Here is a 25,060-nt window from a genome sequence, read left to right on the forward strand (position 1 = left end):
CCTCCCGCGTTATGTCGCGTGTGAGTCCGCAAGCTGCTTGCGGTTTCCTGCCAGCTGTTCGAGGTACGACCGTGCGCATCAGGGGGTGTCATTGCCATCGCCGTCTATCCGGGCCATCTGTGGGCGCACGAGCACGACGACCGCGCCACACGCGATCCTACCCATCTGTCGCTGCGGCCAGACAGCACCGTCACTGCACGGACGCCGCCAACCTTCTTGCCGTAGGCCGAGGACTGATGCGGTGAATGGCGTGAGTCAATCGCTGGCCTACTACATGGCGCTCAAGCAAGCCGGCGTACCGGCAGAAAGGCGTCTCTATGCCGAAGGTTGGCATGCGTTCGGTCTACGCGCAGTTGCACTGCCGATCGCGCAATGGCCGCATCTGGTGGAAACCTGGTTGGGGACGATCGGCATGCTGGATGCGGCCGACGCGCACTGAGCGCGACCGTGCGCAGCAAAGCGGGCCAGCCAGCCACATGCGCGCTCACCGCATGCCCGGCTGCAAGGTTCAGCCGGGTGCGCCGATCGGCAAAGGCAGATCTTGCTGCAGCCGCGCCGGCCCGCCCATGGCTGGATCACTGACGCTGTCTGCACCGGTTTCGATACGTCCGGCCAGACGCTGGGCTGCGCCGGCGTGGTGCACCCACAGGTCGTACCAGCCGCCAGTTGCCGCCGCTTTCCAACGGCGCTGCTCGGTGGTGCCGGGTGCAACGCTCAGGCGTTCGTGCGGCTGCGCGGCTGAATATGCGGCCGGTTGCAGCTCCACCTGCACGGCAGTGCTGCCGGCATTGCGCAGCGATAACGACACGGCTGTAGGATCGTTTGCATCCTGTGTGATCTCGGTCACCAGCAACGGTGCGCTCAGATCGCCACGGTAGTGACGATGGAATCCGTTGGGGCCGAGCAACCACAGATCGTAACGGCCATCGGCGGTGGTCCACGTGGCGTCCACTGCTGCGCCGCTCCCTACGGTGTAACGGCGCGGAATCGCCGCAAGATCGAAGCGGTCGTAGACATGCAGGACCACCGCAGCACCCGCGTTGGACATGCGCAGCTTCACCTGGCCACGCTCGGGCAACGGGACCAGTTCCACGCCTGGGCGATACGGCAGCGCCCGCGAACGGCGTGTACCGAAGGGCTGCTGCGGCGGTTGCAACGCGGCAGGCAAGGGTGGCAGTGCGTGTTCGCGCAGGGCTGCTGCGCGCGCTGCGGTCGCGCTGACATCGGGCAGCGTCGCGGCGAACGGGCGCGCATCGGCCTTGCGGAAGTCGAACGCATTGACCAGGTCGCCACAGACCGCGCGCCGCCACGGCGTGATCTCCGGTGCGGGCACGCCGAAGCGGCGTTCCAGCAGCCGCAATACCGACGTGTGGTCGTACACCTGCGAATCCACCCAGCCGCCGCGGCTCCACGGCGAGATCACGTACAGCGGCACACGCGGGCCCAGGCCATAGGGGCGGCCGCGCAGCTCGGGCAGATCCACTTTCTGTTCGCCCGGTGCCGGGTGGCGGTGGTAATCGTCGTCGGTGGCAATGCTGGATGCGCCCGCAAAGCCGCCGGCCGCGCGTGGGTCCGGCGACGGCGGCGCCGGCGGCGGCATGTGATCGAAGAAGCCGTCGTTCTCGTCGAACATCAACAGCAATGCGGTGCGGCTCCATACCTGCGGATCGGCGGTGAGCGCATCCAGCACGCGTGCGGTGTAGGCCGCGCCTTGCGCTGGACTGGAGGGATCAGGATGTTCGCTGCTGGCCGCATCGGCAATGATGAAACTCACCGATGGCAGTTGCCCGCCCAGCACATCGGCGCGCAGCTGCTCGACACCGCGCGTGCTCACGCCACGCGCGCGCAGTTGCGCATCGTGCCCGGGCGCGGCAGTGAAGGCCTGCCGGAATGGCGCGAAGCCCGCCAGCGGGTTGTCGGTGAAGTTGTCGCGCATGTCCTGATAGATCTGCCAGGACACGCCGGCGTTCTGTAGCTGCTCGACGTAGGTCGTCCAGCGGTAGGAGTCGGGGAAACCGCCCAGCTCCGCAAAGTTGTCGTGCGAGTTGCCGATCACCGGGCCACCGGCACGCGCCTGCGGGTCGTTGCCGCCGCTCCACAGGAACACGCGATTGGAATTGGTGCCGGTCTGGATTGAGGCGTGGTACGCATCGCAGATGGTGAAGGCGTCGGCGAGCGCGTACTGGAACGGAATATCCGCGCGCCGGTAATAGCCCAGCGCATGGTTGTGCTTGGCGGCGGCCCAGTGGCCGAGCCGGCCGTGATCCCAGGCGTGTTGCGCATCCACCCAACTATGCGGCGTGCCTTGCACGCGCATGAAGCCGAATTGCGCTGCCGTATCCAGCGCAAACGGCGTCAGCCATTGGAGGCCGTCCTCGCTGGGCTGCAGCCACACCGTGCGCGCGGGCGCGCCCGGTAGCGGCGGTGCGGGAATCGGAAAACGATCGCCGAACCCGCGCACGCCGGGCAGGCTGCCGAAGTAATGATCGAAGGCGCGGTTTTCCTGCATCAGGATCACCACATGCTGCAGATCCTCCAGCGTGCCGGTGCGGCGGTCCGGCGCGATGGCGGCGGCCCGCGCGATGCTGGGCGGCAGCAGCGCGGCGGCGGCACTGGCAAGCCCGGTCTGCAGAACGCGGCGGCGGGGAAGGTCGATCATCGTGTCACCTGGTTGGCGTTCCCATCCTGTCTGCGCTGGAGCGGGCTGAGCGTAACCGACGCGTCAGCGGGTTTATTGTCTTGCGCTTGCAACACCGCCGATCCTCTCCGTTTGCACCTGCGTGGCAGGCGATGCAGGGAGCGGATCGGGCGGCGTGTCTTCAACCCGATCCGCTCGCGCACGTTGCAGGCCCATCTCGCGCAGATCGGCAATGCGCCGCCGACGTTAGAGATCCAGCGTCAACGTCAGCCCGACCGTGCGTGGCGCGGCGATAAAGGCGCTGTCGCTGCCGTCCACGCCTTCCAGGTAGCGTTTGTCGGTGAGGTTGCTGACGTTGAGCGCCAGCTGCAGGCCCTTGAGCTGCGACGACAGCTGCGACAGCTCCACCCCGAGGTTGGCATCGAAGGTGGTCACGCCATCGAGTGCGGCGCGGTTGGAGGCATCCAGGTAGCGCTTGCCCAGATAGCGCCCGGACACACCGAAGCGCCACGCCTGGCCGCGCCAGTCCGCCGACATCACCAGGGTGTTGCGCGGTTGGCCGATCACCTGCGCGCCCGGGGTGATCTCCAGCGCGGTATCGCGTGCGGCGTCGCCGCTGCCCAGGTAATCGGCCTTGTTGTAGGTGTAGGCACCGTTGATGCGCCAGCCGTTGTCCCAGCCATAGCCCAGTGCCGCTTCCACGCCGCGCGCATGCACGCCGCCGAAGTTCTCGTACACGCCGTCGGTTTCGCCCAGGTAATCGATGCCGGTGACGAAGTTGGCCGGCACATAGACGATGCGGTTGTCGAAGCGGATGTCGTACAGGGTCACGCTGCCGGTCAACGGCCAGCGGCTGAGGCGCAGGCCGAGTTCGACGTTGTCGGCGGTTTCCGGTTGCACGCGGCTCAGTGCGACCGGGTCGGTCTCGCCGAGCACGCCGGAGGGAATCGCAGCGAAGTTCTGCGAGTAGCCGGCAAAGGCTTCCAGGCCCTGCACCGGTGTGGTCCAGGTCAGGCCGGCCGACAGCAGCGGGTCCGAATGCGAATCCGATTCCACATGCTGCGCATCGCCGATGCGGCGGTCGCGGGTCTGGTCGACGAAGAACTGCTTGACGCCCACGCGCCAGGCGAAGGCGCCGTAGCGCATCACGTCCTCGACGTAATACATCTGCTCGTCGGTCTGGTAGTTGTCCTTGAACTGCACCCAGTACGGCTGATGATCGAAGCTGATGTTGGTGCCGACGTTGAGCAGGCGATGCCAGTCGCGGGTGACACTGCGGTCGTAGCGCTCCAGCCAGGCGCCGGCGCGCACGGTGTTGTCGATGGCGCCGAGATCGGCGCGCCATTCCACGTCGGCCATCGCACCGGCGCGGTGGTTGTCGTAGTGGCTGTGCCGATACGACTGCACCGGCACCGAGCCGGCCGGATAGCAGGCCGGGTTGGATTCGGCCGGCACCGCATCGCTGCCGGCGCAGCCGGCCAGCATGGTCGCGGCCGCGCCGCCGGGCGTGAGGTAATACAGCTTGCCCAGGTCGCTGCCGGCGTACACGGTGTTGCCGCCGCGGGCTTCGGATTCCGGCGCGCCGGAGCCATCGTTGGTGACATCCACCAGATACGGCGGAATCCAGTCGCCGCGGCCCTGCATGCGATGCGCATAGCCGGTCAGCGTGGTCTTGAAGCCGTTGCCGCCATCGAAGGCGCCACGCAGGTAGCCAAAGGTGTTCTTGCGCAGCGCACGCGAGCCGGAGCGGTAGTTCTGGTCCAGGTACGGAATGCCGGTGAGCGTGCCGGTCAACAGATCGTGCTCGGGGTCGCGCGCGAACTGCTCGGGCGTCACGCTGGTGTATTCGGATTCGTCGGCATCGTCGTAGGAGGCGTAGCCGCTGAGGGTCCACTTGTCCAGGATGCTGACGAACTTGCCGGCCAGATGATCGCGGCTGGTGTGGCCGCTGCCGTCGATCCAGTCGTCGTTGCGTGCCGACGAGCCGCTGACCCAGGCGCGTGTGCTGCCCCCGAGCAGGCCGGTGTCGTAGCGCGCGTAATACTTGCGCGCCTGGTTGTCGCCGATGCCGCCGATCACGCGCACGCGCTGCTCTTCCAGCGGCTCGCCGGTGAGATAGTTCAAGGTGCCGCCCAGCGCTTCGTTGGAGCGCGAGGCGATGTCGGCGGTGCCCTGGCTGACTTCCACCGTTTCCAGGTCCGGCATGTCGATGAAACGGTTGGCCTTGGAGCCGCCGCCATACGCCGAGCCGCCGTTGGGCACGCCATCGATGGTGGTGCCGATCTGCTGGGTATCGCGATTGCTGACAAAGCCGCGCATGCTGATCTGGGTGCCCCAATCCGACGAGCCGAAGGCATCGGCCTCGGTGACCACCACGCCGGGCAGTTCGTTGAGCGCATCGTTGACGCTGCCGAGCACGAACTGGCGGTCCAGCATTTCCTTGCTGACGTTGGTCTTGGAATACGTCATCGCCTGGCCGACCACCTGCACCTGGTCCAGCGTGGACACCTGTTCGCCAGCGCTGCCCGGTTCGGCCGCAGCCGGGCCAGACGCTGCGCCATCGGGGACTTGTTGCGCGTAAGCGGGCAGGGTGAGCGGAACCAGCAACAAGGCGAGCGTGGCCGGACGGCGCACGCGCGAGGAGGACGTCGAATCCATTGCAATCCAACAAGCGGGGAGGGTCTGCAAAGACTGCCGCGCTTGCATTGCGTGATGATGACCGCGCTAAAGGTGTGGACGGGATCACCAGATGGACTTGGGAAGTCCTAACGTCGGGACGATGGCGATTCAGCGCTTTTTCGATGTTTCTGGGCTGCGCTATTGCAAGACACCCGGAGTTTCGTGTTGCAGCGTTGTCTCCACTTCAAGACAAGCGATTTCGAGTCGTCGCGTTGTTGTAGATGCACTCAAGTGCTCAGGTCAAAAGCCTGCTGAGTCGAGTGCGCAGTGCCCTCACCACTTGCGAGACACGCCGTGAATCCGTCCATGGAGGCTCCTTGGCGGCATCCATGCCGCCAAGGTTCCCGCAACCGGTAAGGACACCGCACCAGGAAGTTGGTCGATGCCCGCGCGAAAAGCTGCTTGTCGCACGTGTGTCGGGCTTCGAGCGGCACGCCACTATCGAGCAGCGCGCATCACGCACTGCTCTTAACCATGCACACCGACCATCTCGACTGGTCCTTGTCCGCTCACCGTCGCGGGACCTTACGCGGCATGGATGCCGCGTAAGAGCCTACAAGGACGTACTTGCGGCGTGTCCTGCGATGGTGGGCGGGCAAGGGCCTTGCAGCCAAGCGGCAGATCGACCGCTCCATAGCTGATCCATCCAAAAAGTCGTCCACCAGCTGCTTCGCCTTGCGGCGCCCCTCGCAATGGTGGGCGGGCAAAGGGGCCTCTGCAGCAACGCTGCAGATCGCCTGATCAGCAGCGCAGCGACTGACGACGGTGAAACAGGTGTGTCAGCCGCCCTTGACGTGCGGCGGTGCTTCGGCCTGTTGTGTTTCCGGCATCAACTCCAGCGCCGATGGCGTGGTGCGCAACATCGGGCGGAACGAGATCGGATGGGTGCGGCGGCGCGTGAAGCGCAGCAAGCGTGTCAGGGTAAATCCGGACAGCGCCAGCAGCATCACCGCGAAATACACCGGCAGTGCCGCTGGTCCGAATTTCTGCATTGCGCCACCGGCCAGGGCCGGACCGATCGCTGCGCCCACGCCATGCACCAGCAGCAGGCTGCTGCAGCCGGAGAGCAGATCTTCGCGCGGCAGGTAATCGAGCATGTGCGCCACCGCAAACGGATACAGCGAGAACGCCAACCCGCCGTACACGAAGAACAGCACGAACAGCAGGTGGGTCTGTGCCTGCACCATCGGCACCGCGGCAGCGATCGCAATGCCGGCCGCCAGCACGCTGATCGTGACCAGGCCGATGCGCCGGTCATGGCCATCGCTGATGCGCCCGATCGGCCACTGCAACACCGCGCCGCCGATGATGGCGGTGAGCATGAACATCGCCACGCCATCGGCATCCAGCCCGAGGCGGTTGGCGTACACCGGCAACAATCCCCAGAACGCCCCCATCGCCAGGCCCGACAGTCCCGCGCCGATGGTCGCCACCGGCGCCAACGCGTACAGCGTTTTCAGGCGCAGCCGCGAGACGTGCGGCACTTCGGGCGGAATCAGGCGCGTGGTCATCACCGGCATCACTGCCGCACAGATCAGGATTGCCGTCAGCGTGAACATCGCCGGTGCGCCCGCATCGCCTACAGTGAGCAGGATCTGGCCCAGTGCCAACGCCGACAGATTGATCGCCATGTACACCGAGAACACCCGGCTGCGCCGACGCGCGTCCGGCTCGGCGTTGAGCCAGCTTTCGATCACCGTGTACAGGCCGACCAGTGCCGCGCCGGTGACCAGGCGCAGCAGGCCCCAGCCCCAGGCGTTCAACCAGATCGGATGCAGCAACACGGCAATCGCCGCCAGCGCCGCGTAAAAGGCGAATGCGCGGATATGCCCGATGCGCCGAATCAGCGGCGGTGCGAAAAAGGTGCCGAGAAAGAAGCCGGCGAAATACCCGGACATGATCAGGCCCAGCGCACGCGCATCGAAACCGGCCTGGCCGCCGCGCACGGCAAGCAAGGTGCCGAGCAGCCCGCTGCCGGTCAGCAGCAGGGCAACGCCCAGCAATAAGGCAGTCAGCCGCAGCATGGATGCGGTCCTCGTGGGGGGAGAGGCGCGTCGATCACGTGTTCGAGTGTAGCAGCCCGGATTGTGCGGCTTGATCGAAACGACCTGGCTCAGTGGCTCTCGATAGCGGCCGGTGTGAGGTCAGGCCGATGCAAAGCGTGAGTTTGTGGCGTGCGGGATGGTCGCCTCATCTCTCTGCGCGGTTCGCGAGATCACGCCGATTTGATGACTGCTCGATGCGTAGGCTGCTACCTTCGATACGCGCGCGACACTCCGACCTCGTGTTTCTGCCGATTGGAACGGCGATGTCGAGCGAGCGCACCTGGCGCGCAAGCGCCACCCAGCCACCATCGATCGATGTCTCTCGCCCGCAAGATGTTCGCGCGCGTGCAGGGTCGCAGACGGCCCACTGCACCTGCCCGCCCGCATCCGTCTAGAATCTGCGCCCCGCATCGTCTTCAGCTGATCCTGCCATGCCCATCTACGGTTTCCAGTGCACCACCTGCGGTCACGCCTTCGACCGCCTGCAGAAGATGGCCGACCCCGATCCGCAGACCTGTCCGGCCTGCGCGGCGGCCACGATCAAGCGCCAGATCACCGCGCCCTCGTTCCGTCTGTCCGGCAGCGGTTGGTACGAGACCGACTTCAAGTCGGCGGGCGAGAAGAAGAAAAACCTCACCGAAAGCAGCAGCGCCGGCGGCGATGCCAAGCCGGCGGCCGCCGCCGAGAGCAAGCCTGCTGCCAAGCCCGCGGCCGACCCCGCCTGAGCCGGACCAGCGCGCCGCAGCCGCTGGCAGGGCGGACGTCCCAACCCCTGGGCCCAGCCGCCCGCGGCGCGCCTGTTCGCTGCTTCAACGCGCCTCGAAGCGTGCCCGGCAACCATCGTTGACCCACACCGTCGCGCGGCGCTCGTCGTACCCCCAGCTGCGGCCTTCTTCGCAACGGGTGTCGGACAGCTGGCGGGTCAGCACCGGGCGGCCATAGCGGCCATCCCAGCCGCAGGTACGCAGGCGGCGGTCGTCGCTGGCGCAGGTGATGGCGTAATCGTTGCGCGGGCGGTCGTCGCGGCCACCGTAGCCGCCGTCACCCCGGTCCCAGCCGCCGCCGCGTGCCTGCGCAAACTCGCCCCGGCAGCCGTCGTCCACCCAGATCCGGCCCCCATCCTGGCGCCAGTTGCGGCCTTCCACGCAGGGCGTATTGGACAGCTGGCGCACCAGCATGGCGCGGCGCCAGCCGGTGTCGCAGATCTTCTGGCGCTGGTCGTTGCTCTCGCAGCGCACCGTGCCGGCCACCCCGCCGCCGCCGGGGCCACCGGTGCCGCCCCAGCCGCCGCCGTTGCGGCCATCGACAAAGCGCGCGCGGCAGCCGTTGTCGACCCAGACGCGGCCGCGCTCGCTGCCCCAATTGCGGCCTTCGATGCAGCGCGTGCCGGAGATGTTCTCGACCAGCACCGCGCGGCCGCGGAACGGCGTATCGCACTCGCGGCGACGGTTGTCGTTGCTGGAGCAGGTGATGCTGGGGCCGTTCCAGCCGCGGTCCTGCGCGGCGGCAGGCGCGCTGGTCAGCAGGCCGGTCAGGGTGATCAGGCCGAAGCCGGAGAGCAGCAGGGCGGTGCGCAGCATCGTGGCGTCCTTGGTGCGGAAGGGTCTGGCGCCTATTCAGCCGGGCCCTGACTTAAGCGGCCATGAGCGCCCGCCGATTTGCTCCTGCCGCCCGCCGGCCCCAGAATATCCGGCTCTCCGGCGCTGTCCTGTGTCGGGTTTTCAGCGGAGCTTTCGATGCGTACCCACTTCTGCGGCCTGGTCGATGAGACCCTGATCGGCCAAACCGTCACTCTCGCCGGCTGGACCGACGTGGCCCGCAACCTGGGCGGGGTGTGCTTCATCGACCTGCGCGACCACGAAGGCATCGTGCAGGTGACGGTCGAACCGGTGGCCGGCGACGACGCCAGTGCCGAGCTGTTCAAGGTGGCCGCCAGCCTTGGCTACGAGGACGTGCTGCAGGTCGAAGGCGTGGTGCGTGCGCGGCACGCGGTCAACGACAAGCTGCGCACCGGCAAGGTGGAAGTGATCGCCACCCGCATCAGCATCCTCAACAAGGCCGCGCCGCTGCCGTTCCACGCGCACGAGAACCCGGGCGAGGAGACGCGCCTGAAGTACCGCTATCTGGACCTGCGCCGTCCGGAAATGCAGCGCATGCAGCGCACCCGCATCAAGCTGGTGCAGGCGCTGCGCCGGCACCTGGACGCACGCGATTTCCAGGACATCGAAACCCCGATCCTGACCAAGGCCACCCCGGAAGGCGCGCGCGACTTTCTGGTGCCGGCGCGCATGCATCCGGGCGAGTTCTACGCCTTGCCGCAGAGCCCGCAGCTGTTCAAGCAGATCCTGATGGTGGCCGGCTTCGACCGCTACTACCAGATCGCGCGTTGCTTCCGCGACGAAGCGCTGCGCGCCGACCGCCAGCTGGAATTCACCCAGCTCGACATGGAATTTGCCTTCGTGCGCGAGCGCGACGTGCAGGATTTCGTCGAAGACATGATCCGCGCCATCTTCGCCGAAGTGGTGGACGTCGAACTGGCCGCGCAGTTCCCGCGCATGACCTGGGCCGAGGCGATGCGTCGCTATGGCTCGGACAAGCCGGACCTGCGCATCGCGCTGGAACTGGTCGACGTGGCCGAACTGGTCAAGAGCAGCGAGTTCCCGGTGTTCACCGCCGCCGCCAACGATGCCGACGGCCGCGTGGCCGCGCTGCGCATCCCTGGTGGCGCCACGCTGTCGCGCAAGCAGATCGACGAATACGCCGCCCACGCTGCCAAGTACGGCGCCAAGGGCCTGGCCTACGTCAAACTGTCGGAGAGTGGCGAAGTCAGCTCGCCGATCGCCAAGTTCTTTAGCGAAGACGCCTTCGCTGCGCTGCTCAAGCACGTCGGGGCCGGCAACGGCGACATCGTGTTCTTCGGTGCAGGCGGCTACAACAAGGTGTCCGACTTCATGGGCGCGCTGCGTTTGAAGGCCGGCAAGGATTTCAACCTGATCGCCGATGGCTGGGCGCCGCTGTGGGTCACCGATTTCCCGATGTTCGAGTGGGACGAGGAGGCGCAGCGCTACGTCGCCCTGCATCACCCCTTCACCGCGCCGGCGGTGGACGACATCGCCGACCTGCGCGCCAATGCCCGCACCGCGGTGTCGCGCGGCTACGACATGGTGCTCAACGGCAATGAAATCGGCGGCGGCTCGATCCGTATCCACCGCCCTGACATGCAGAGCGCGGTGTTCGAACTGCTCGGCATCGGCGCCGAGGAAGCGCGCGCCAAGTTCGGCTTCCTGCTGGATGCGCTCAACTACGGCGCACCGCCGCACGGCGGCATCGCCTTCGGCATCGACCGCATCGCGGCGCTGATGGCAGGCACCGACTCCATCCGCGACGTCATCCCGTTCCCCAAGACCACCGGCGCACAGGACCTGATGACCGACGCCCCGTCGCCGATCGCCGCCGATCAGCTGGCCGAAGTGCACGTGCAGGTACGCCCCAAGCAGGTCTGACCTGCCACCCACACGGCCACCCCAGCGTGGCCGTGCAGCCGACACGCTGCGCCGTGCAGCGTGTCGCGTGCAGAGATGCCGCGGGCGCATCGCGCCCCCGCTCAACGATCGATGCCCGCATCTGCGGCCGCGCCTGCCGCAGAGCCCCGGCAGAGGGCCGCGCCCCTCGCTCGCCCTTATCAACGCACTGCGCGTAATCCAAACCCGCGCCGGCCCGCAAACGCGGATCGGATCGCGGATGCTCTTCCGATTCCCGATTCCCGATTCCCGATTCCCGAATCCCGAATCCCGAATCCCGAATCCCGAATCCCCGCTTGCGACCCCACCACCGCATGCGCGAAGCTGCCACGTCCACCCGGCACGAGACGCCCGCATGACCCGCATCCGCCGCGCCACACCGGACGATGCCGAAGCCTTGTCGCTGCTGGCTGCGCAGACCTTTACCGAAACCTTCGGGCATCTGTACCCGCAGGAGGATCTGCACGGCTTCCTGCAGGAGACCTATGCGGTCGAGCGCGCGCGCATCGTGCTGGCGCATCCGGACTATGCGATCTGGCTGCTGGAGATGGACAACCTGCTGGTCGGCCACGCTGCCGCCGGCCCCTGCGGGCTGCCGCACCAGGACGTGCGTCCCGGCGACGGTGAGCTCAAGCGGCTGTATCTGTTGAAGGACTACCAGAACAGCGGCTGGGGCAGCCGCCTGTTCGAGACCACGCTGGAATGGCTGGAGCGCGACGGCCCGCGCACGTTGTGGATCGGCGTGTGGTCGGAGAATTTCGGCGCGCAGCGCTTCTACGCCCGCTACGGGTTCGAAAAGGTCGGCGAATACGATTTCCCGGTCGGCAAGATCCTCGACCGCGAATTCATCCTGCGCCGCACCCCGCGCGTTGCGGCCGATTGAACGGCGCGCCGATGCCCGGCTGGCGCGGCGTGCGACCACGGTTGCCCGCGCCCGGCCACGCTGAGTGCCACCGGCACCATCCCTACCTCGGTCGCCTGCAGGCCGGCACGGGCATCGGTTGCCGGTCTGCCGGCCCGGCGCGGGTGGCGTTGATTCGCGCGCACCTGACTCACTGCAGATCCGGCACGCCGTCGCGCTCACCTGAAGCCGGCGCCAAGTCGCGGTCATGACCTCCGTGTCCGGCGCATTCTCGTTCATCCCGGGTCACTCCCAACGCATCCTGCGTGAGCGGGCGAGCGCCGCGACCGCCGACGTGCTGCTGGTGCACGGCATCTGGAACACCGCGCACTGGCTGTTGCCGCTCGCGCGCCGGCTGCGTGCCGAGGGCCTGGCGCCGGCGCTGTTCGGCTACGCCAGCGTGCTCGGCGGACCCGAACGCGCCGTGCCACGGCTGATCGAACGCCTGCAGGCGACCGGCGCGCAATTGCTGGTCTGCCACAGCCTGGGCGGGCTGGTCGCGCTGCAGGCCCTGCGCGCCGCGCCCGAATTGCCGGTGCGCCGCGTGGTCTGTCTGGGCTCGCCGTTGTGCGGCAGCGCCGCCGCGCGCGGCCTGGCCCGCCGCGGCGGGCGCTGGGCGCTGGGGCGCAGCGCGGCCTTGCTGCAGCACGGTGTCGTGCAATGGGAGGGCGAGGCGGAGATCGGCCAGATCGCCGGCACCGTCGCGCGCGGGGTGGGGCGATGGCTGGCGCCGCTGGACGGCAGCTCGGACGGCACCGTGGCGCTGGCCGAAACCCGCCTGCCCGGGCTGCGCGACCATTGCGTGGTGCAGGCCAGCCACAGCGGCCTGTTGCGCTCGCCCGAGGCGGCGCAGCAGGTGCTGCGCTTCCTGCGCCAGGGCCGGTTCCGCCACTGAACGCCGCCGCCCCGGTGCGGGCGAGCAATCAGGTAAAATCCGCGCCCTGTCATCCAAGCCAGTCTGGAACCACCCATGGGTAGAGGCCCCTCCATCGAAGGCCGCAAGAACGCCTCCGACGCCAAGCGCGGCAAGATGTTCACCAAGATCATTCGCGAGATCAGCGTCGCCGCGCGCGGCGGCGGTGGCGATCCGTCCAACAACCCGCGCCTGCGCGTGGCGGTGGACAAGGGTCTGTCGGCGAACATGTCCAAGGACGTGATCGAGCGCGCCATCAAGAAAGCCACCGGCGAGCTGGAAGGCGTGGAGTACGAGGAAGTGCGCTACGAGGGCTACGCCCCCGGCGGCGTGGCGGTGATCGTGGACTGCCTGACCGACAACCGCGTGCGCGCGGTGGCCGACGTGCGCCATGCCTTCAGCAAGTGCGGCGGCAACATGGGCACCGACGGCTCGGTGGCCTTCATGTTCAAGCGTCTGGGCGTGCTGAGCTTTGCCGCCGGCACCGACGAAGACACCCTCACCGACGCGGCGATCGAAGCCGGCGCCGACGATGTGGTGGTCTACCCGGAAGACGGCGCCATCGACGTGCTGACCGCCCCGGACGCCTTCGCCCAGGTCAAGCAGGCGCTGACCGCCGCCGGCCTGGAGCCGGCGCACGCCGAAATCACCTTCCGCGCCGAAAATGACATCGCCGTGGACGGCGACACCGCCGTGCAGGTCCGCAAGCTGCTCGACATGCTCGAAGACCTGGACGATGTCCAGGACGTCTATTCGAACGTCGATCAAGCGGCGCTTGGCGCCTGATGATGGCCGGGATGGCGGGATTCGTTATTCGGGATTCGCAACAGCAATGCGATCGCCGCACGGCAGGTGCGTCACCAATCCCGAATCCCGACTCCCCAATCCCGGCGTTTCGATGACCCGCATCCTGGGCATCGATCCCGGCTCCCAGCGCACCGGGCTCGGCATCATCGACGTCGACGAGAGCGGTCGCAGCCGGCATGTCTATCATGCGCCGCTGGTGCTGCTGGGCGAGGGCGACTTCGCCCAGCGGCTCAAGCGCCTGCTGCACGGGCTGGGCGAGGTGATCGAGACCTACCGGCCGCAGGAAGTGGCGATCGAAAAGGTGTTCATGGGCAAGAGCGCCGATTCCGCGCTCAAGCTCGGCCACGCGCGCGGCGCGGCGATCTGCGCGGTGGTGCTGCGCGATCTGCCGGTGCACGAGTACGCTGCCACCGAGATCAAGCTGGCGCTGGTCGGCAAGGGCGGGGCGGACAAGGTGCAGGTGCAGCACATGGTCGGCATCATGCTCAACCTGAAAGGCAAGCTGCAGGCCGACGCCGCCGACGCACTGGCGGTCGCCATCACTCACGCCCACGTGCGCGCCACCGCGCAGCGCCTGGGCGTCAATACCCAACAGGCCTGGAGCCGCAAGAAATGAGAATCGGGAGTCGGGAGTCGGGATTGGGGATTGGCAACGGCAGGTTCGTTCGCGCTGAGCTGATCGGGCTGTACGCGGCCGTTGTCAACGGCCGCGAGGGAACTAACCAATCCCCAATCCCCAATGCCCAATCCCGGCATCTCCTTGGAGGTGCCCAATGATCGGCCGCCTGCGCGGGCTGCTGGCCTACAAGCAGCCGCCGTGGCTGGTGATCGATGTCGGTGGGGTGGGGTATGAGCTGGAGGCGCCGATGAGCACCTTCTACGACCTGCCCGATGTCGGCCGCGACGTGATCCTGTTCACCCACTACGCGCAGAAGGAAGACAGCGTGTCGCTGTACGGATTCCTCCGCGAAGGCGAGCGCAGGCTGTTCCGCGACGTGCAGAAGGTCACCGGCATCGGCGCCAAGATCGCGCTGGCGGTGCTGTCCGGGGTCAGCGTGGACGAGTTCGCCCGCCTGATCACCAGCGGCGACATCACCGCGCTGACCCGCATCCCCGGCATCGGCAAGAAGACCGCCGAGCGTATGGTGGTGGAGCTGCGCGACCGCGCCGCCGACTTCAGCAGTGGCGCGCCGATCACCGGCCAGCTTGGCCCGGATGCGGTGTCCGAAGCCACGGTGGCCTTGCAGCAACTGGGTTACAAGCCGGCCGAGGCCGCACGCATGGCACGCGAGGCCGGGGCAGAAGGCGACGAAGTCGCCACGGTCATTCGCAAGGCCCTCCAGGCCGCGCTGCGTTAGGTCGCGCCGTCCTCCTCTCCTTCACGCCACTTGGCGATACCCTGCCCACTTCATGTCCCAGACCCCCACTTCCGCAGCTGGCCACGGCCATGCGCCTGCCAATAGCCATATGGCCTTGGTCATCGGCGCCATCGGCGTCGTCTTCGGCGATATCGGTACCAGTCCGCTGTACACCCTCAAGGAGGCGTTCTCGCCGCACTACGGGCTGACCAGCGACCACGACACCGTGCTGGGCGTGCTGTCGCTGGCGTTCTGGGCGCTGATGGTCACGGTGACGCTCAAGTACGTCACCATCATCATGCGCGCCGACAACGAGGGCGAGGGCGGCATCATGGCCTTGATGGCGCTGACCCAGCGCACCCTGCGCAGCGGGTCGCGCTCGGCTTACGTGGTCGGCATTCTCGGCATCTTCGGCGCCTCGCTGTTCTTCGGCGATGGCGTGATCACCCCGGCCATCTCGGTGATGGGCGCGGTCGAAGGCCTGGAAATCGCCGCGCCCAGCCTGCATCCCTTCATCGTGCCGATCACCGTGATCGTGCTGCTGGTGGTGTTCATGGTGCAGCGCTTCGGCACCGAAAAGGTCGGCAAGGTGTTCGGCCCGATCACCTGCCTGTGGTTCCTGTCGCTGGGGGCGATCGGCGCCTGGAACATCGTCGACGCGCCGGAAGTGATGAAGGCCTTCAACCCCTGGTGGGCGATCCGCTTCTTCATGGAGCACGGCTGGCACGGGGTGTTCATCCTGGGCGCAGTGGTGCTGGCGGTGACCGGCGGTGAAGCGCTGTATGCGGACATGGGCCACTTCGGCGCCAAGCCGATCCGCCATGGCTGGTATTTCTTCGTGTTGCCGATGCTGCTGCTCAACTACCTGGGGCAGGGCGCGCTGGTGCTCAATCACCCCTCCGCACTGAAGAACCCGTTCTTCGAAGCGGTGCCGGGCTGGGCGCTGTATCCGATGATCATCCTGGCCACGCTGGCGGCCGTGATCGCGTCGCAGGCGGTCATCACCGGCGCCTATTCGGTGGCTCGCCAGGCGATGCAGCTGGGCTACATCCCGCGCATGCTGATCAAGCACACCTCGCGCACCACCATCGGCCAGATCTACGTGCCCGGCATCAACTGGCTGCTGATGGTGATGGTGATCGCGCTGGTGCTGATCTTCCGCAGTTCCACCAATCTGGCGGTGGCCTACGGCATCTCGGTGTCGATGACCATGCTGATCGACACCCTGCTGCTGGCGCTGGTGGCGCGCTCGTTGTGGCCGCGCTGGCGCAACTGGGTGCTGCCGCTGTGCGTGGTGTTCTTCTTCATCGAGCTGGCCTTCGTCATCGCCAACGGCGCCAAGCTGTTGCAGGGCGCCTGGTTCCCGCTGGCGCTGGGCATCGTGGTGTTCACCCTGATGCGCACCTGGCGCCGCGGCCGCGCGCTGCTACGCGAGGAAATCCGCAAGGACGGCATCCGCATCGACAGCTTCCTGCCGGGCCTGATGCTGGCCCCGCCGGCGCGCGTGCCGGGCATGGCGGTGTTCCTCACCGCCGACCCGATGGTGGTGCCGCATGCGCTGATGCACAACCTCAAGCACAACAAGGTGCTGCACGAGCGCAACATCTTCCTCAACGTCGACACCTTGCCGATCCCGTACGCGCCGGCGGACAAGCGCCTGCAAATCGAGTCGATCGGCGACGAGTTCTACCGCGTCTATGTGCGCTTCGGCTTCATGGAAACGCCGGACGTGCCGCTGGCGCTGATGCGTTCCTGTGACCAGGGCGGCATCCATTTCGACCCGATGGACACCACCTTCTTCGCCAGCCGCGAGACCATCGTGGCCAGCGCCAACCGCGGCATGCCGATCTGGCGCGACAAGCTGTTCGCGCTGATGCATCGCAACGCCGCCCCGGCCACCGGCTTCTTCCGCATCCCCGGCAACCGCCTGGTCGAGCTGGGCGCGCAAGTGGAGATCTGAGCATGGCAGCGCTCAAGTGGATGATCTACGGTCGTTCGCCGAGCCTGGCCACCTTCTGGGACGAAGCGCTCAACCTCGGGCGCGTGCCGGCGAGCGAGGCCGCCATCGCAGCGGCGCAGGCGCGGCTCGGTATACGTCTGCCGGCGTGGCTGCGCAGCCTGTATGCACGCTATGACGGCGGCGCTGTGCAGATGGCGCGTGGCCAGTCGCTTGAGGAACCGGACAACTGGCTCAAGGCCGAATGGCTGATCCCGCGTGCACGCCTGCTTGGCAGTGCAGAATTGTTTTCCTTTGCACAGGTGCGCGCTCGCGAGGACTACCGCGATGACGCATTTGCCGGTCTGGCTGCCGGTCGCGATGACGGCCGCCTGATCGTCATTGCCGCCGATGACCGCACGCCCAGCCGCGCGCTGTGCCTGGACTACTCCGCATCCGATGTTGAGCCCACCGTGGTCTATGTCGACGCAGGCAATAATCGCAGGCTGGCGGAGTTCGCCAACGTGGACGCTCTGCTGTCGCAGTTGGTCGATGTCCACTACTGGTCGCCCGCCTTGCAGGCCAAGCACGATGGGGATGTGGTGCGTTGGCAGCCGCAGCCGCCCGCGTTGACCACGTTCTGGAGCGGCGCCGGGTACTGGAACGACGGCGGGGCCGCTGCGGACGCCTCTGTGTTGGCTGCCACCGAAGCGCGCCTGGGCGTGCGCCTGCCGGCGTTGTTCAAGCAGCTCTACAGTGTCCAGGACGGCGGCGACACCGGCTGGTGCTGGGTGCCGCGGACCCGCTTTCCCTCCGATCTTTACGTGGATTGGGAATGCGTGCTGGTGGATCGGTATCTGTCGCCGCTGGCGAAGATCGGCAGCCTGCTGGATCTGGCCGCTGCCTTCGAAGACCCCGACGACTTCAGCGCGGCGGCCTGCCTGCACGCCGGCCTGGATCGGGTGCTGGTGCTGTCAAGCCATAACATTGACTGTCTGTTGTGCCTGGACTATCGCGCGCGCGGCCCGCAGTGCGAGCCGGACGTGGTGTATTTCGATCGCTGGGAGGGGCTGGTCCCCACCTGGCGCGCGCCCAGCTTCGACGCGTTCTTCAGTGTGCTGCGGCAGGCCGATCTTGATTGCTAGATGCTGCGCCGCCCGCACGCGGCATGCGAAGATGGCGGGATGACCGAACAGCGCATCATCGCCAGCAGTGCCACCCGCGAAGACGATGCCGCCGATGCGAGCATCCGCCCCAAGCGCCTTGCCGATTATCTGGGCCAGCAGCCGGTGCGCGAGCAGATGGAGATCTACATCGAAGCGGCCAAGGCGCGCGGCGAGGCGATGGACCATGTGCTGATCTTCGGGCCGCCCGGTCTGGGCAAGACCACGCTCAGTCATGTCATCGCCAACGAGCTGGGCGTGAACCTGCGCTCGACCTCCGGCCCGGTGATCGAGAAGGCCGGCGATCTGGCCGCGCTGCTGACCAACCTGCAGCCGCACGATGTGCTGTTCATCGACGAGATCCATCGCCTCTCGCCGGTGGTGGAGGAAGTGCTGTATCCGGCGATGGAAGATTTCCAGATCGACATCATGATCGGCGACGGCCCGGCCGCGCGCTCGATCAAGATCGATCTGCCGCCGTTCACCCTGATCGGTGCCACCACCCGTGCCGGCCTGCTGACCGCGCCGCTGCGCGACCGCTTCGGCATCGTGCAGCGGCTGGAGTTCTATTCGCCGCAGGAACTGACCCGCATCGTGATCCGCTCCGCGGCGATCCTGGGCATCGACTGCACGCCCGAGGGTGCGGCCGAGATCGCCCGCCGCGCGCGCGGCACCCCGCGTATCGCCAACCGGCTGCTGCGGCGGGTGCGCGACTTTGCCCAGGTCAAGGCGGCGGGGCATATCGACCTGCCGGTGGCGCAGGCGGCGATGCAGATGCTCAAGGTCGACCCGGAAGGCTTCGACGAGCTCGACCGCCGCATGTTGCGCACCATCGTCGATCATTTCGACGGCGGCCCGGTTGGGGTGGAGTCGCTGGCCGCCTCGCTGTCGGAAGAGCGCGGCACGCTGGAAGACGTGATCGAGCCCTACCTGATCCAGCAGGGCTTTTTGATCCGCACCGCGCGCGGCCGCATGGCCACCCACAAGGCCTACATGCACCTGGGCCTGAAACCGCCACGGGACCGCGCGCCAGGATTCGGCGAGCCGGGAGAGCTGTTCTGATGATGCTCCGTTCATCGCGCGCCCAGGCCGTCTCGACCAACAATCCGTGCCCATGACCGCCGATTCCCGACTCCCGATTCCCCAATCCCCGCCTGTATTCAGTTGGCCGACACGCGTGTACTGGGAAGATACCGACGCCGGGGGCGTGGTCTACCATGCGCGCTACGTCGCTTTCATGGAACGGGCGCGCACGGAGTGGATGCGCGCACTCGGCTACGGGCAGGAGCGCATGCGCCAGCAGCACGATCTGGTGTTCGCGGTCCGCTCGATGCAACTGGATTTCCTCAAGCCGGCCCGGCTCGACGACGCGCTGTCAGTGTCGGCGGTACTGCTGCGATGCAAACGGGCCAGCCTGCTGTTTGCGCAGTCGGTACGTCGCGAGGGCGAAGTGCTGCTGACCGCCGAGGTGCGCATTGCCGCACTCGGCACCAGCGACTTCCGCCCGCGCGGGATGGACGATGCGCTGTATGACGTGTTGAAAGCTCTAGAAACCCCAGAATCCGATTACTGAGGAACAAACGGATGTCGATTGCATTGCTCCTGGCCCTGCAGGACACGGTAGTGGAAGCACTACCGCAGGACGTTGCCGCCGCTGCGGCACAGACCGCCAGCGTGGCGCACAACAGCAGCATCAACTATGTCGATCTGATCCTGCGGGCGAGTATCCCGGTCAAGATCATCGTGTTGCTGCTGCTGATCGGCTCGTTCATCAGCTGGGTGATCATTTTCCGCAAGGCGCGCGCCTTCAAGCAGGCCAACCGCGAGGCGGACGAGTTCGAGAACCGCTTCTGGTCCGGCGCCGATCTGGCCAAGCTCTACGCGTCGGCCACCGACCGTAACCGCACCGTCGGCGGCCTGGAGTCGATGTTCGAGAGCGGCTTCCGCGAGTTTTCGCGGCTGCGCGACCGCCGCCGGCTGGACGGGCGGGTGCAACTGGAAGGCGCACAGCGCGCCATGCGCACCGCCTTCACCCGTGAAGTCGACCAGCTCGAGCGCAATCTCGAATTGCTGGCCAACATCGGTTCCACCGCCCCGTACGTCGGCCTGGTCGGCACCGTGTTCGGCATCATGGTGACCATGCACGACATGGTCAGCAGCGGTGAGCAGGCCGGTATCGCTGCGGTCGCACCGGGTATTTCCGAAGCGCTGTTCGCCACCGCCATCGGCCTGTTCGTGGCGATCCCGGCGGTGTGGGCCTACAACCGCTTCACCACCCGGGTGGAACGGCTGTCGGTGCGCTACGAGACCTTCGCCGACGAGTTCAGCTCGATCCTGCAGCGCCAGGCCGGCGCGGACGAGTAATGCGCGTGCCCTGCGACAGCCGGCAGCCAGGCGAATGCCCCATCACGGCACGCACATCCCGCTGCGTGGACGTGGCAGGTGCGGCGTTCGCACATGCGCGTCTGGCGTGGCGCAGGGATTGGACAGGCAAGCCCCTCGCGACAGCGCGCACACGCATGTGCGATGGATTGGATGGGCGAGTCCCTCGCAAGAGCCCGCACATCCATGTGCGGGGGATCAATAGGAACGTTCCGCGATGATTTCCGGTATTTCCCGCCGTAAGAAGCGCAAGCTCAAATCCGACATCAACGTCGTGCCGTATATCGACGTGATGCTGGTGCTGCTGATCATCTTCATGGTGACCGCGCCGCTGCTGACCCTGAGCACCGACGTCAACCTACCCAGCTCGCGCGCCAAGGCGCTGGAGAGCAAGCAGGATCCGGTCGTGGTGGTGGTCGCCGCCGACGGCCAGCTCGCACTGCAGCTGCCCAAGGGCAAGCCGCAGGCGATGGACGTGGCGGCGCTGCAGGCGCAACTGGCCGCCATCGTGGCGCAGGACAAGGACGCGCGCGTGGTCGTGGCCGGCGATCGTGCCGCGCCGTATCAAAAGATCATGGACGCCATCGACGTGCTCAAGCAGGCCAAGGTCGAGAAGGTCGGCCTGATCTCCGACTCCGGCGGCACTGCAGGCAGCGATGCACGCTGACGCACTCCCCACTCAGACGGCGCGCGAGGATGGCTGGCTGCGGCCAGTCGTGCTGGCCCTGGTCGTGCACGTGCTGGTCGCGCTGGTGTTCATCGCCGGCTGGCTGTGGTCGCCCGAACGCTCGGTCGAGCCGGCCGCGGGCGACCCCAGCATGGACGCCTCGCTGGACGTGTCCGCCGCCGAAGCGCGCGTTGCGCGCCAAGCGCTGAAGGCCACGCCGGTGGAGGCGCCGCCACCTCCGGCACCGCTGCCCGAACCGGCGCCGGAAGACACCGTGCCGCCGCCGCAGCCGATTCCCGAACCGCGTCCGCAGGATGCGCCCACGCCGCAACAGGCGCAGGCGCAGGAACGTGTCGCGCAGCCGGACAAGGTCGACCAGGACCGCGTCGACGCGCTGGCGCTGTCGGCGGAAAAGGCCAAGCAGGAACAGGAGGCCAAGCGCCGCCAGGAGCAGATCGACCTGACCGAGCGCAAACGCCAGGAAGAGGCCGAGCAGAAACTGCGCCTGGCCAAGCAGCAGGAAGAAGCCGACGCCAAGAAGAAGCAGGCCGCAGCGCAGCAGGCTGCCGCCGATGCCGAACGCGAAAAGAAGATCGCAGAGATCCGCCGCCAGCGCGAACAGGCCACCAAGGAAGCCGCGCTGGCCGAGCAGAAACTGCGCCAGGTCGCCGCCGCGCGTGCGCAGCAGGCCTCGTCGGCTGCCGCCGCCACCGCGCAGCCGACCGCAGGGCAGGGCGGTACCAATACCGATCTGTCGGCCAAGTACGCCGCGGCGATCCAGCAGAAGGTGCTGGCGCAGTGGGTGCGCCCGCCGTCGGTGCCGCCGGGCCAGAAATGCAGCATCAACATCCGCCAGTTGCCGGGTGGCACCGTGATGGAGGCCAAGGTGGCGCCGGGTTGCCCTTACGACGAGGCCGGCCAGCGCTCGATCGAGGCCGCGGTGCTGAGCGCGCAGCCATTGCCGTACCGTGGGTTCGAGTCGGTGTTTCAGCGCAACCTGACATTTGTGTTCACCCCCCAGGATTAGTCATCCCCCTGATCCTGGATGGTCGGGGCGCGGCAGCATGACCTGCGCTGCGCCCCTCGTAGGAAGGTAGATTTGCGGGATGTGGCCGACTGCCTGGCGCAGTTCCGGCGGGTGAGTATTGCTGCGCCACCGCACGCAAGCTCGCTCGCTGGCCGCCGGAATCCCCAGTGGGCGACCACTCGCTTCATTTTCACGCTGTCTCGTTCACGATTGCGAGTATGTTCACTCGCTGATTGGTATCCCTTGCACACTTTTCCTGCCCGATCCGAGCCGTCCATGAAAAAACCGCTGCGTTGGCTAGCTGCCTTGACCGCCCTGTTGTTGCCGCTGAGCGCGCTCGCGCAACAGCAAGGGCTCACCATCGATATCGTCGGCGGTAGCGCTTCGGCGACGCCGATCACCGTCGTGCCCATGCCGTACCAGGGCTCCGGCACTGCGCCGCAGACCGATGTGTCTGCCGTCGTCGGCGCCGACCTGGACCGTTCCGGCCAGTTCCGCACGTTGCCGGTTGCGCAGATCGTCGAGAAGCCGACCCGCGGCACCGAGGTGCAGTTCCAGACCTGGCGTACGCTCAAGCAGAACTACATTGTGGTCGGCCGCGTGATGGATGCCGGCGAAGGCGCCTACCGCGTCGAGTACGAACTGTTCGACGTGGCCAAGGGCGAGCGTCTGCTCGGCCTGGCCATGACCGCACGTGCCAATGCGATGCGCGATGTCTCGCACCAGATGGCCGACGCGATCTACGAAAAGATCACCGGCGTGCGTGGCGCGTTCTGGACCCGGATCGCCTATGTGACCGCCAGCGGCAAGGGCGGCGCCATGCGCTATGCGCTGATGGTGGCCGACTCGGACGGCTACAACCCGCAGACCATCGTGCGTTCGGCCGAGCCACTGCTGTCGCCGAACTGGAGCCCGGACGGCAAGAAGCTGGCCTATGTGAGCTTCGAGCGCGGCAATTCCTCGATCTACCTGCAGGACATCGCCACCGGCGCACGTGAGCTGGTGTCCAGCTTCCGCGGCATCAACGGTGCGCCGTCGTTCTCGCCGGACGGCCGCCGCCTGGCGCTGGCACTGTCGCGCAGCGGCAACCCGGAAATCTACGTCATGGATCTGGGCAGCAAGCAGTTGACCCAGCTGACCAATCACTTCGGCATCGACACCGAGCCGACCTGGGCGCCGGACGGCGGCAGCATTTACTTCACCTCCGACCGCGGCGGTCGTCCGCAGATCTACCAGGTGGCCGCAAGCGGCGGCAGCGCCAACCGCGTGACCTTCCAGGGCAACTACAACGCCACCGCCAGCGTCTCGTTCGACGGCAAGAAGATCGCCGTGGCACAGGGCAGCGGCAACAGCTACCGCATCGCCATGATGGACCGCAGCCTGGGTTCGCCGAGCTGGAGCACGCTCTCGCCGGGGTCGCTGGACGAGTCGCCGAGCTTTGCGCCGAACGCCAGCATGGTGCTGTACGCCGCACGTGAAGGTGGTCGTGGCGTGCTCTACGCCGTGTCCGCCGACGCTCGTGTCCGCCAGCGCCTGGTCCTGGCGGATGGAGATGTGAGAGAACCTTCGTGGGGGCCTTACCGAACCGCGCATTAATGTTAATATTTCGCTGCGTTAAACCACTCATTGGCCCAGAGCCTCCATAGGTATCCCATGAACAAGTCCACCCGCGTCTTGCTTGTCTCCCTGTTGTCCGTTGCCGTGCTGGCCGGTTGTTCGAAGAAGGTGAAGGAAACTCCGCCTCCTGCGACTGACACCACCGCTGGTTCCTCCGTTCCCACCGGCCCGTCCACCTCTGGCCTGTACGGCCCGGGCGACCTGGATACCGATGCCTGCCTGCGCCAGCGCGTCGTCTACTTCGATCTGGATCAGGACTCCCTGAAGCCGGAATTCCAGGCCATCATGGCGTGCCACGCCAAGTACCTGCGTGACCGTCCTTCCTCGCGCATCACCCTGCAGGGCAATGCTGACGAGCGCGGTTCGCGTGAGTACAACATGGGTCTGGGCGAGCGTCGCGGCAATGCCGTGTCGTCGTCGCTGCAGGCTGCCGGCGGTTCCGCCAGCCAGCTGACCGTCGTCAGCTACGGCGAAGAGCGTCCGGTCTGCACCGAAACCAGCGAAAGCTGCTGGTCGCAGAACCGTCGCGTCGAAATCGTGTACACGGCTCAGTAAGAAGCGATGCGCTTTCGAGTGACATCCCTGTTCGTCGCGGCGGCCCTTGTGGTCGCCGCGCCGGCACACGCGCAGCGAGCCAGTCTCGCTGATCGTGTTGCCGTTCTCGAGCAGCAGCAGGCCAACAGCCAGGCCAACAACGATCTCCTCAACCAGTTGCAGCAGGCGCGTTCGGACCTGCAGGGCTTGCGAGCGACCGTGGAGCAGCTGCAGCACGACAACGAACAACTCAAGCAGCAGTCCAAGGATCAGTATCTGGACCTGGACGGACGCCTGAATCGGCTGGAAGGTGCAGGTGGCGCAACCCCGCCATTGCCATCTCCCACCGGCAGCGTCACACCCGCCCCGGCTCCGGCCGCGCGGCCTGCAGCGGCGGCAACTTCCGAGAAGCCGCCCAGCGTGCATGGCGACCCAGGCACCCTGGCCGTCAGCAACGAGGAGCGCACTGCCTACAACGTCGCTTTCGATGCCTTGAAGAACGGCAAGTACGACGATGCCTCGCAGTTGTTCCTGAGTTTTCTGGAGCTGTATCCAAACGGCGTCTACACCCCCAATGCCTTGTACTGGCTGGGCGAGAGTTACTACGCCACCCGAAATTTCCAGCTGGCCGAGGCGCAGTTCCGCGATCTCGTCAGCCGCTATCCCACGCATGACAAGGCCTCTGGCGGCCTGTTGAAGCTTGGCCTGTCGCAGTATGGCGAAGGCAAGAACGATCAGGCCCAGCAGACCTTGCAGCAGGTCGCAGCGCAGTATCCCGGCTCCGACGCAGCGCGCGTGGCCCAGGAGCGTCTGCAGTCCATCCGTCTCGGCCAGCAACTGCGCTGAGCCCGCGCGTGCGCGCCTTCGGGCGT

General features: G+C 66.9%; 21 protein-coding genes and 1 pseudogene. 18 read left to right on the forward strand and 4 right to left on the reverse strand.

What is annotated here, in order from left to right:
- Nucleotides 1-93: 93 nt before the first annotated feature.
- Nucleotides 94-439, forward strand: a pseudogene (locus GGR73_RS10020) (alpha/beta hydrolase); the annotation flags it as partial.
- 69 nt (nt 440-508) lie between these two features.
- On the opposite strand, the gene GGR73_RS10025 reads toward GGR73_RS10020, so the two are convergent.
- From GGR73_RS10025 to GGR73_RS10035, 3 genes are all read right to left on the reverse strand, one after another.
- Entirely contained in the window at nt 509-2,659 is a 2,151-nt protein-coding gene (locus tag GGR73_RS10025; protein WP_184456762.1) for a phosphocholine-specific phospholipase C, read from the reverse strand.
- Between the two features lie 225 nt (nt 2,660-2,884).
- Complete coding sequence (locus GGR73_RS10030; RefSeq protein ID WP_184456763.1) at nt 2,885-5,296, reverse strand: TonB-dependent receptor domain-containing protein; 2,412 nt, start codon at nt 5,294-5,296, stop codon at nt 2,885-2,887.
- A gap of 800 nt (nt 5,297-6,096) precedes the next feature.
- On the reverse strand, nt 6,097-7,341 hold the full coding sequence (locus tag GGR73_RS10035) for an MFS transporter (RefSeq protein ID WP_184456764.1): 1,245 nt from the start codon (nt 7,339-7,341) through the stop codon (nt 6,097-6,099).
- 452 nt (nt 7,342-7,793) lie between these two features.
- On the opposite strand from GGR73_RS10035, the gene GGR73_RS10040 reads away from it, so the two are divergent.
- Complete coding sequence (locus tag GGR73_RS10040) at nt 7,794-8,087, forward strand: FmdB family zinc ribbon protein (protein WP_016904137.1); 294 nt, start codon at nt 7,794-7,796, stop codon at nt 8,085-8,087.
- Between the two features lie 84 nt (nt 8,088-8,171).
- On the opposite strand, the gene GGR73_RS10045 is transcribed toward GGR73_RS10040, so the two are convergent.
- The gene (locus tag GGR73_RS10045) at nt 8,172-8,942 is read right to left on the reverse strand and encodes a DUF3011 domain-containing protein (RefSeq protein WP_184456765.1); all 771 of its coding nucleotides are present in this window, start codon (nt 8,940-8,942) and stop codon (nt 8,172-8,174) included.
- Nucleotides 8,943-9,098: 156 nt separating this feature from the next.
- On the opposite strand from GGR73_RS10045, the gene aspS reads away from it, so the two are divergent.
- The 16 genes from aspS to ybgF all read left to right on the forward strand — a co-directional run bounded on the left by aspS (nt 9,099) and on the right by ybgF (nt 25,034).
- Nucleotides 9,099-10,865, forward strand: a complete 1,767-nt coding sequence (aspS, locus tag GGR73_RS10050) for an aspartate--tRNA ligase (protein WP_039525940.1) — start codon at nt 9,099-9,101, stop codon at nt 10,863-10,865.
- Between the two features lie 373 nt (nt 10,866-11,238).
- Entirely contained in the window at nt 11,239-11,766 is a 528-nt protein-coding gene (locus GGR73_RS10055; protein WP_184456766.1) for a GNAT family N-acetyltransferase, read from the forward strand.
- A 226-nt stretch (nt 11,767-11,992) separates the two neighbouring features.
- Nucleotides 11,993-12,679 (forward strand): alpha/beta hydrolase, encoded by a 687-nt coding sequence (locus tag GGR73_RS10060; RefSeq protein ID WP_184456767.1) that lies wholly within the window; start codon nt 11,993-11,995, stop codon nt 12,677-12,679.
- Between the two features lie 75 nt (nt 12,680-12,754).
- A complete protein-coding gene (locus GGR73_RS10065; protein WP_024940614.1) occupies nt 12,755-13,483 on the forward strand; it encodes a YebC/PmpR family DNA-binding transcriptional regulator in 729 nt (242 codons plus the stop codon).
- 112 nt (nt 13,484-13,595) lie between these two features.
- Nucleotides 13,596-14,120 (forward strand): crossover junction endodeoxyribonuclease RuvC, encoded by a 525-nt coding sequence (gene ruvC / locus GGR73_RS10070; protein ID WP_016904120.1) that lies wholly within the window; start codon nt 13,596-13,598, stop codon nt 14,118-14,120.
- Nucleotides 14,121-14,277: 157 nt separating this feature from the next.
- On the forward strand, nt 14,278-14,862 hold the full coding sequence (gene ruvA / locus GGR73_RS10075) for a Holliday junction branch migration protein RuvA (RefSeq protein WP_016904121.1): 585 nt from the start codon (nt 14,278-14,280) through the stop codon (nt 14,860-14,862).
- Nucleotides 14,863-14,914: 52 nt separating this feature from the next.
- Complete coding sequence (locus GGR73_RS10080; protein ID WP_026064726.1) at nt 14,915-16,822, forward strand: potassium transporter Kup; 1,908 nt, start codon at nt 14,915-14,917, stop codon at nt 16,820-16,822.
- A gap of 2 nt (nt 16,823-16,824) precedes the next feature.
- A complete protein-coding gene (locus tag GGR73_RS10085; RefSeq protein WP_184456768.1) occupies nt 16,825-17,943 on the forward strand; it encodes an SMI1/KNR4 family protein in 1,119 nt (372 codons plus the stop codon).
- Nucleotides 17,944-17,982: 39 nt separating this feature from the next.
- Nucleotides 17,983-19,023 carry a Holliday junction branch migration DNA helicase RuvB gene (gene ruvB / locus GGR73_RS10090; RefSeq protein ID WP_046346028.1) on the forward strand — a complete coding sequence of 347 codons (1,041 nt, stop codon included), beginning with the start codon at nt 17,983-17,985 and terminating at the stop codon, nt 19,021-19,023.
- 52 nt (nt 19,024-19,075) lie between these two features.
- Nucleotides 19,076-19,534, forward strand: coding sequence for a tol-pal system-associated acyl-CoA thioesterase (ybgC, locus tag GGR73_RS10095; RefSeq protein ID WP_024939950.1), 459 nt, complete (start codon nt 19,076-19,078; stop codon nt 19,532-19,534).
- A gap of 11 nt (nt 19,535-19,545) precedes the next feature.
- A complete protein-coding gene (gene tolQ / locus GGR73_RS10100; protein ID WP_016904125.1) occupies nt 19,546-20,325 on the forward strand; it encodes a protein TolQ in 780 nt (259 codons plus the stop codon).
- 235 nt (nt 20,326-20,560) lie between these two features.
- Nucleotides 20,561-21,010: a protein TolR gene (gene tolR / locus GGR73_RS10105; RefSeq protein WP_016904126.1), complete on the forward strand. Its 450-nt coding sequence runs from the start codon at nt 20,561-20,563 to the stop codon at nt 21,008-21,010.
- The gene (tolA, locus tag GGR73_RS10110) at nt 21,000-22,037 is read left to right on the forward strand and encodes a cell envelope integrity protein TolA (RefSeq protein WP_184456769.1); all 1,038 of its coding nucleotides are present in this window, start codon (nt 21,000-21,002) and stop codon (nt 22,035-22,037) included. The genes tolR and tolA overlap by 11 nt, the downstream gene beginning before the upstream one ends.
- 276 nt (nt 22,038-22,313) lie before the next feature.
- Entirely contained in the window at nt 22,314-23,633 is a 1,320-nt protein-coding gene (tolB, locus tag GGR73_RS10115; protein WP_024939948.1) for a Tol-Pal system beta propeller repeat protein TolB, read from the forward strand.
- A 57-nt stretch (nt 23,634-23,690) separates the two neighbouring features.
- Complete coding sequence (gene pal, locus GGR73_RS10120; protein ID WP_016904129.1) at nt 23,691-24,209, forward strand: peptidoglycan-associated lipoprotein Pal; 519 nt, start codon at nt 23,691-23,693, stop codon at nt 24,207-24,209.
- A gap of 6 nt (nt 24,210-24,215) precedes the next feature.
- Nucleotides 24,216-25,034, forward strand: a complete 819-nt coding sequence (gene ybgF, locus GGR73_RS10125) for a tol-pal system protein YbgF (RefSeq protein ID WP_104576450.1) — start codon at nt 24,216-24,218, stop codon at nt 25,032-25,034.
- Nucleotides 25,035-25,060: the final 26 nt, after the last annotated feature.

It is taken from the genome of Xanthomonas sp. F14 (assembly GCF_014199865.1).

Excerpts from the sequence above, each read along its gene's own strand:
- GGR73_RS10030 (WP_184456763.1), bottom strand. The coding sequence starts at position 5,296 with ATGGATTCGACGTCCTCCTCGCGCGTGCGCCGTCCGGCCACGCTCGCC.
- ybgC (WP_024939950.1), top strand. The coding sequence starts at position 19,076 with ATGACCGCCGATTCCCGACTCCCGATTCCCCAATCCCCGCCTGTATTC.
- ruvB (WP_046346028.1), top strand. The coding sequence starts at position 17,983 with ATGACCGAACAGCGCATCATCGCCAGCAGTGCCACCCGCGAAGACGAT.
- tolA (WP_184456769.1), top strand. The coding sequence starts at position 21,000 with ATGCACGCTGACGCACTCCCCACTCAGACGGCGCGCGAGGATGGCTGG.
- GGR73_RS10055 (WP_184456766.1), top strand. The coding sequence starts at position 11,239 with ATGACCCGCATCCGCCGCGCCACACCGGACGATGCCGAAGCCTTGTCG.
- GGR73_RS10080 (WP_026064726.1), top strand. The coding sequence starts at position 14,915 with ATGTCCCAGACCCCCACTTCCGCAGCTGGCCACGGCCATGCGCCTGCC.
- pal (WP_016904129.1), top strand. The coding sequence starts at position 23,691 with ATGAACAAGTCCACCCGCGTCTTGCTTGTCTCCCTGTTGTCCGTTGCC.
- ybgF (WP_104576450.1), top strand. The coding sequence starts at position 24,216 with ATGCGCTTTCGAGTGACATCCCTGTTCGTCGCGGCGGCCCTTGTGGTC.
- GGR73_RS10025 (WP_184456762.1), bottom strand. The coding sequence starts at position 2,659 with ATGATCGACCTTCCCCGCCGCCGCGTTCTGCAGACCGGGCTTGCCAGT.
- tolQ (WP_016904125.1), top strand. The coding sequence starts at position 19,546 with ATGTCGATTGCATTGCTCCTGGCCCTGCAGGACACGGTAGTGGAAGCA.
- GGR73_RS10045 (WP_184456765.1), bottom strand. The coding sequence starts at position 8,942 with ATGCTGCGCACCGCCCTGCTGCTCTCCGGCTTCGGCCTGATCACCCTG.
- GGR73_RS10040 (WP_016904137.1), top strand. The coding sequence starts at position 7,794 with ATGCCCATCTACGGTTTCCAGTGCACCACCTGCGGTCACGCCTTCGAC.
- tolB (WP_024939948.1), top strand. The coding sequence starts at position 22,314 with ATGAAAAAACCGCTGCGTTGGCTAGCTGCCTTGACCGCCCTGTTGTTG.
- GGR73_RS10035 (WP_184456764.1), bottom strand. The coding sequence starts at position 7,341 with ATGCTGCGGCTGACTGCCTTATTGCTGGGCGTTGCCCTGCTGCTGACC.
- tolR (WP_016904126.1), top strand. The coding sequence starts at position 20,561 with ATGATTTCCGGTATTTCCCGCCGTAAGAAGCGCAAGCTCAAATCCGAC.
- GGR73_RS10085 (WP_184456768.1), top strand. The coding sequence starts at position 16,825 with ATGGCAGCGCTCAAGTGGATGATCTACGGTCGTTCGCCGAGCCTGGCC.
- ruvA (WP_016904121.1), top strand. The coding sequence starts at position 14,278 with ATGATCGGCCGCCTGCGCGGGCTGCTGGCCTACAAGCAGCCGCCGTGG.
- GGR73_RS10065 (WP_024940614.1), top strand. The coding sequence starts at position 12,755 with ATGGGTAGAGGCCCCTCCATCGAAGGCCGCAAGAACGCCTCCGACGCC.
- aspS (WP_039525940.1), top strand. The coding sequence starts at position 9,099 with ATGCGTACCCACTTCTGCGGCCTGGTCGATGAGACCCTGATCGGCCAA.
- ruvC (WP_016904120.1), top strand. The coding sequence starts at position 13,596 with ATGACCCGCATCCTGGGCATCGATCCCGGCTCCCAGCGCACCGGGCTC.
- GGR73_RS10060 (WP_184456767.1), top strand. The coding sequence starts at position 11,993 with ATGACCTCCGTGTCCGGCGCATTCTCGTTCATCCCGGGTCACTCCCAA.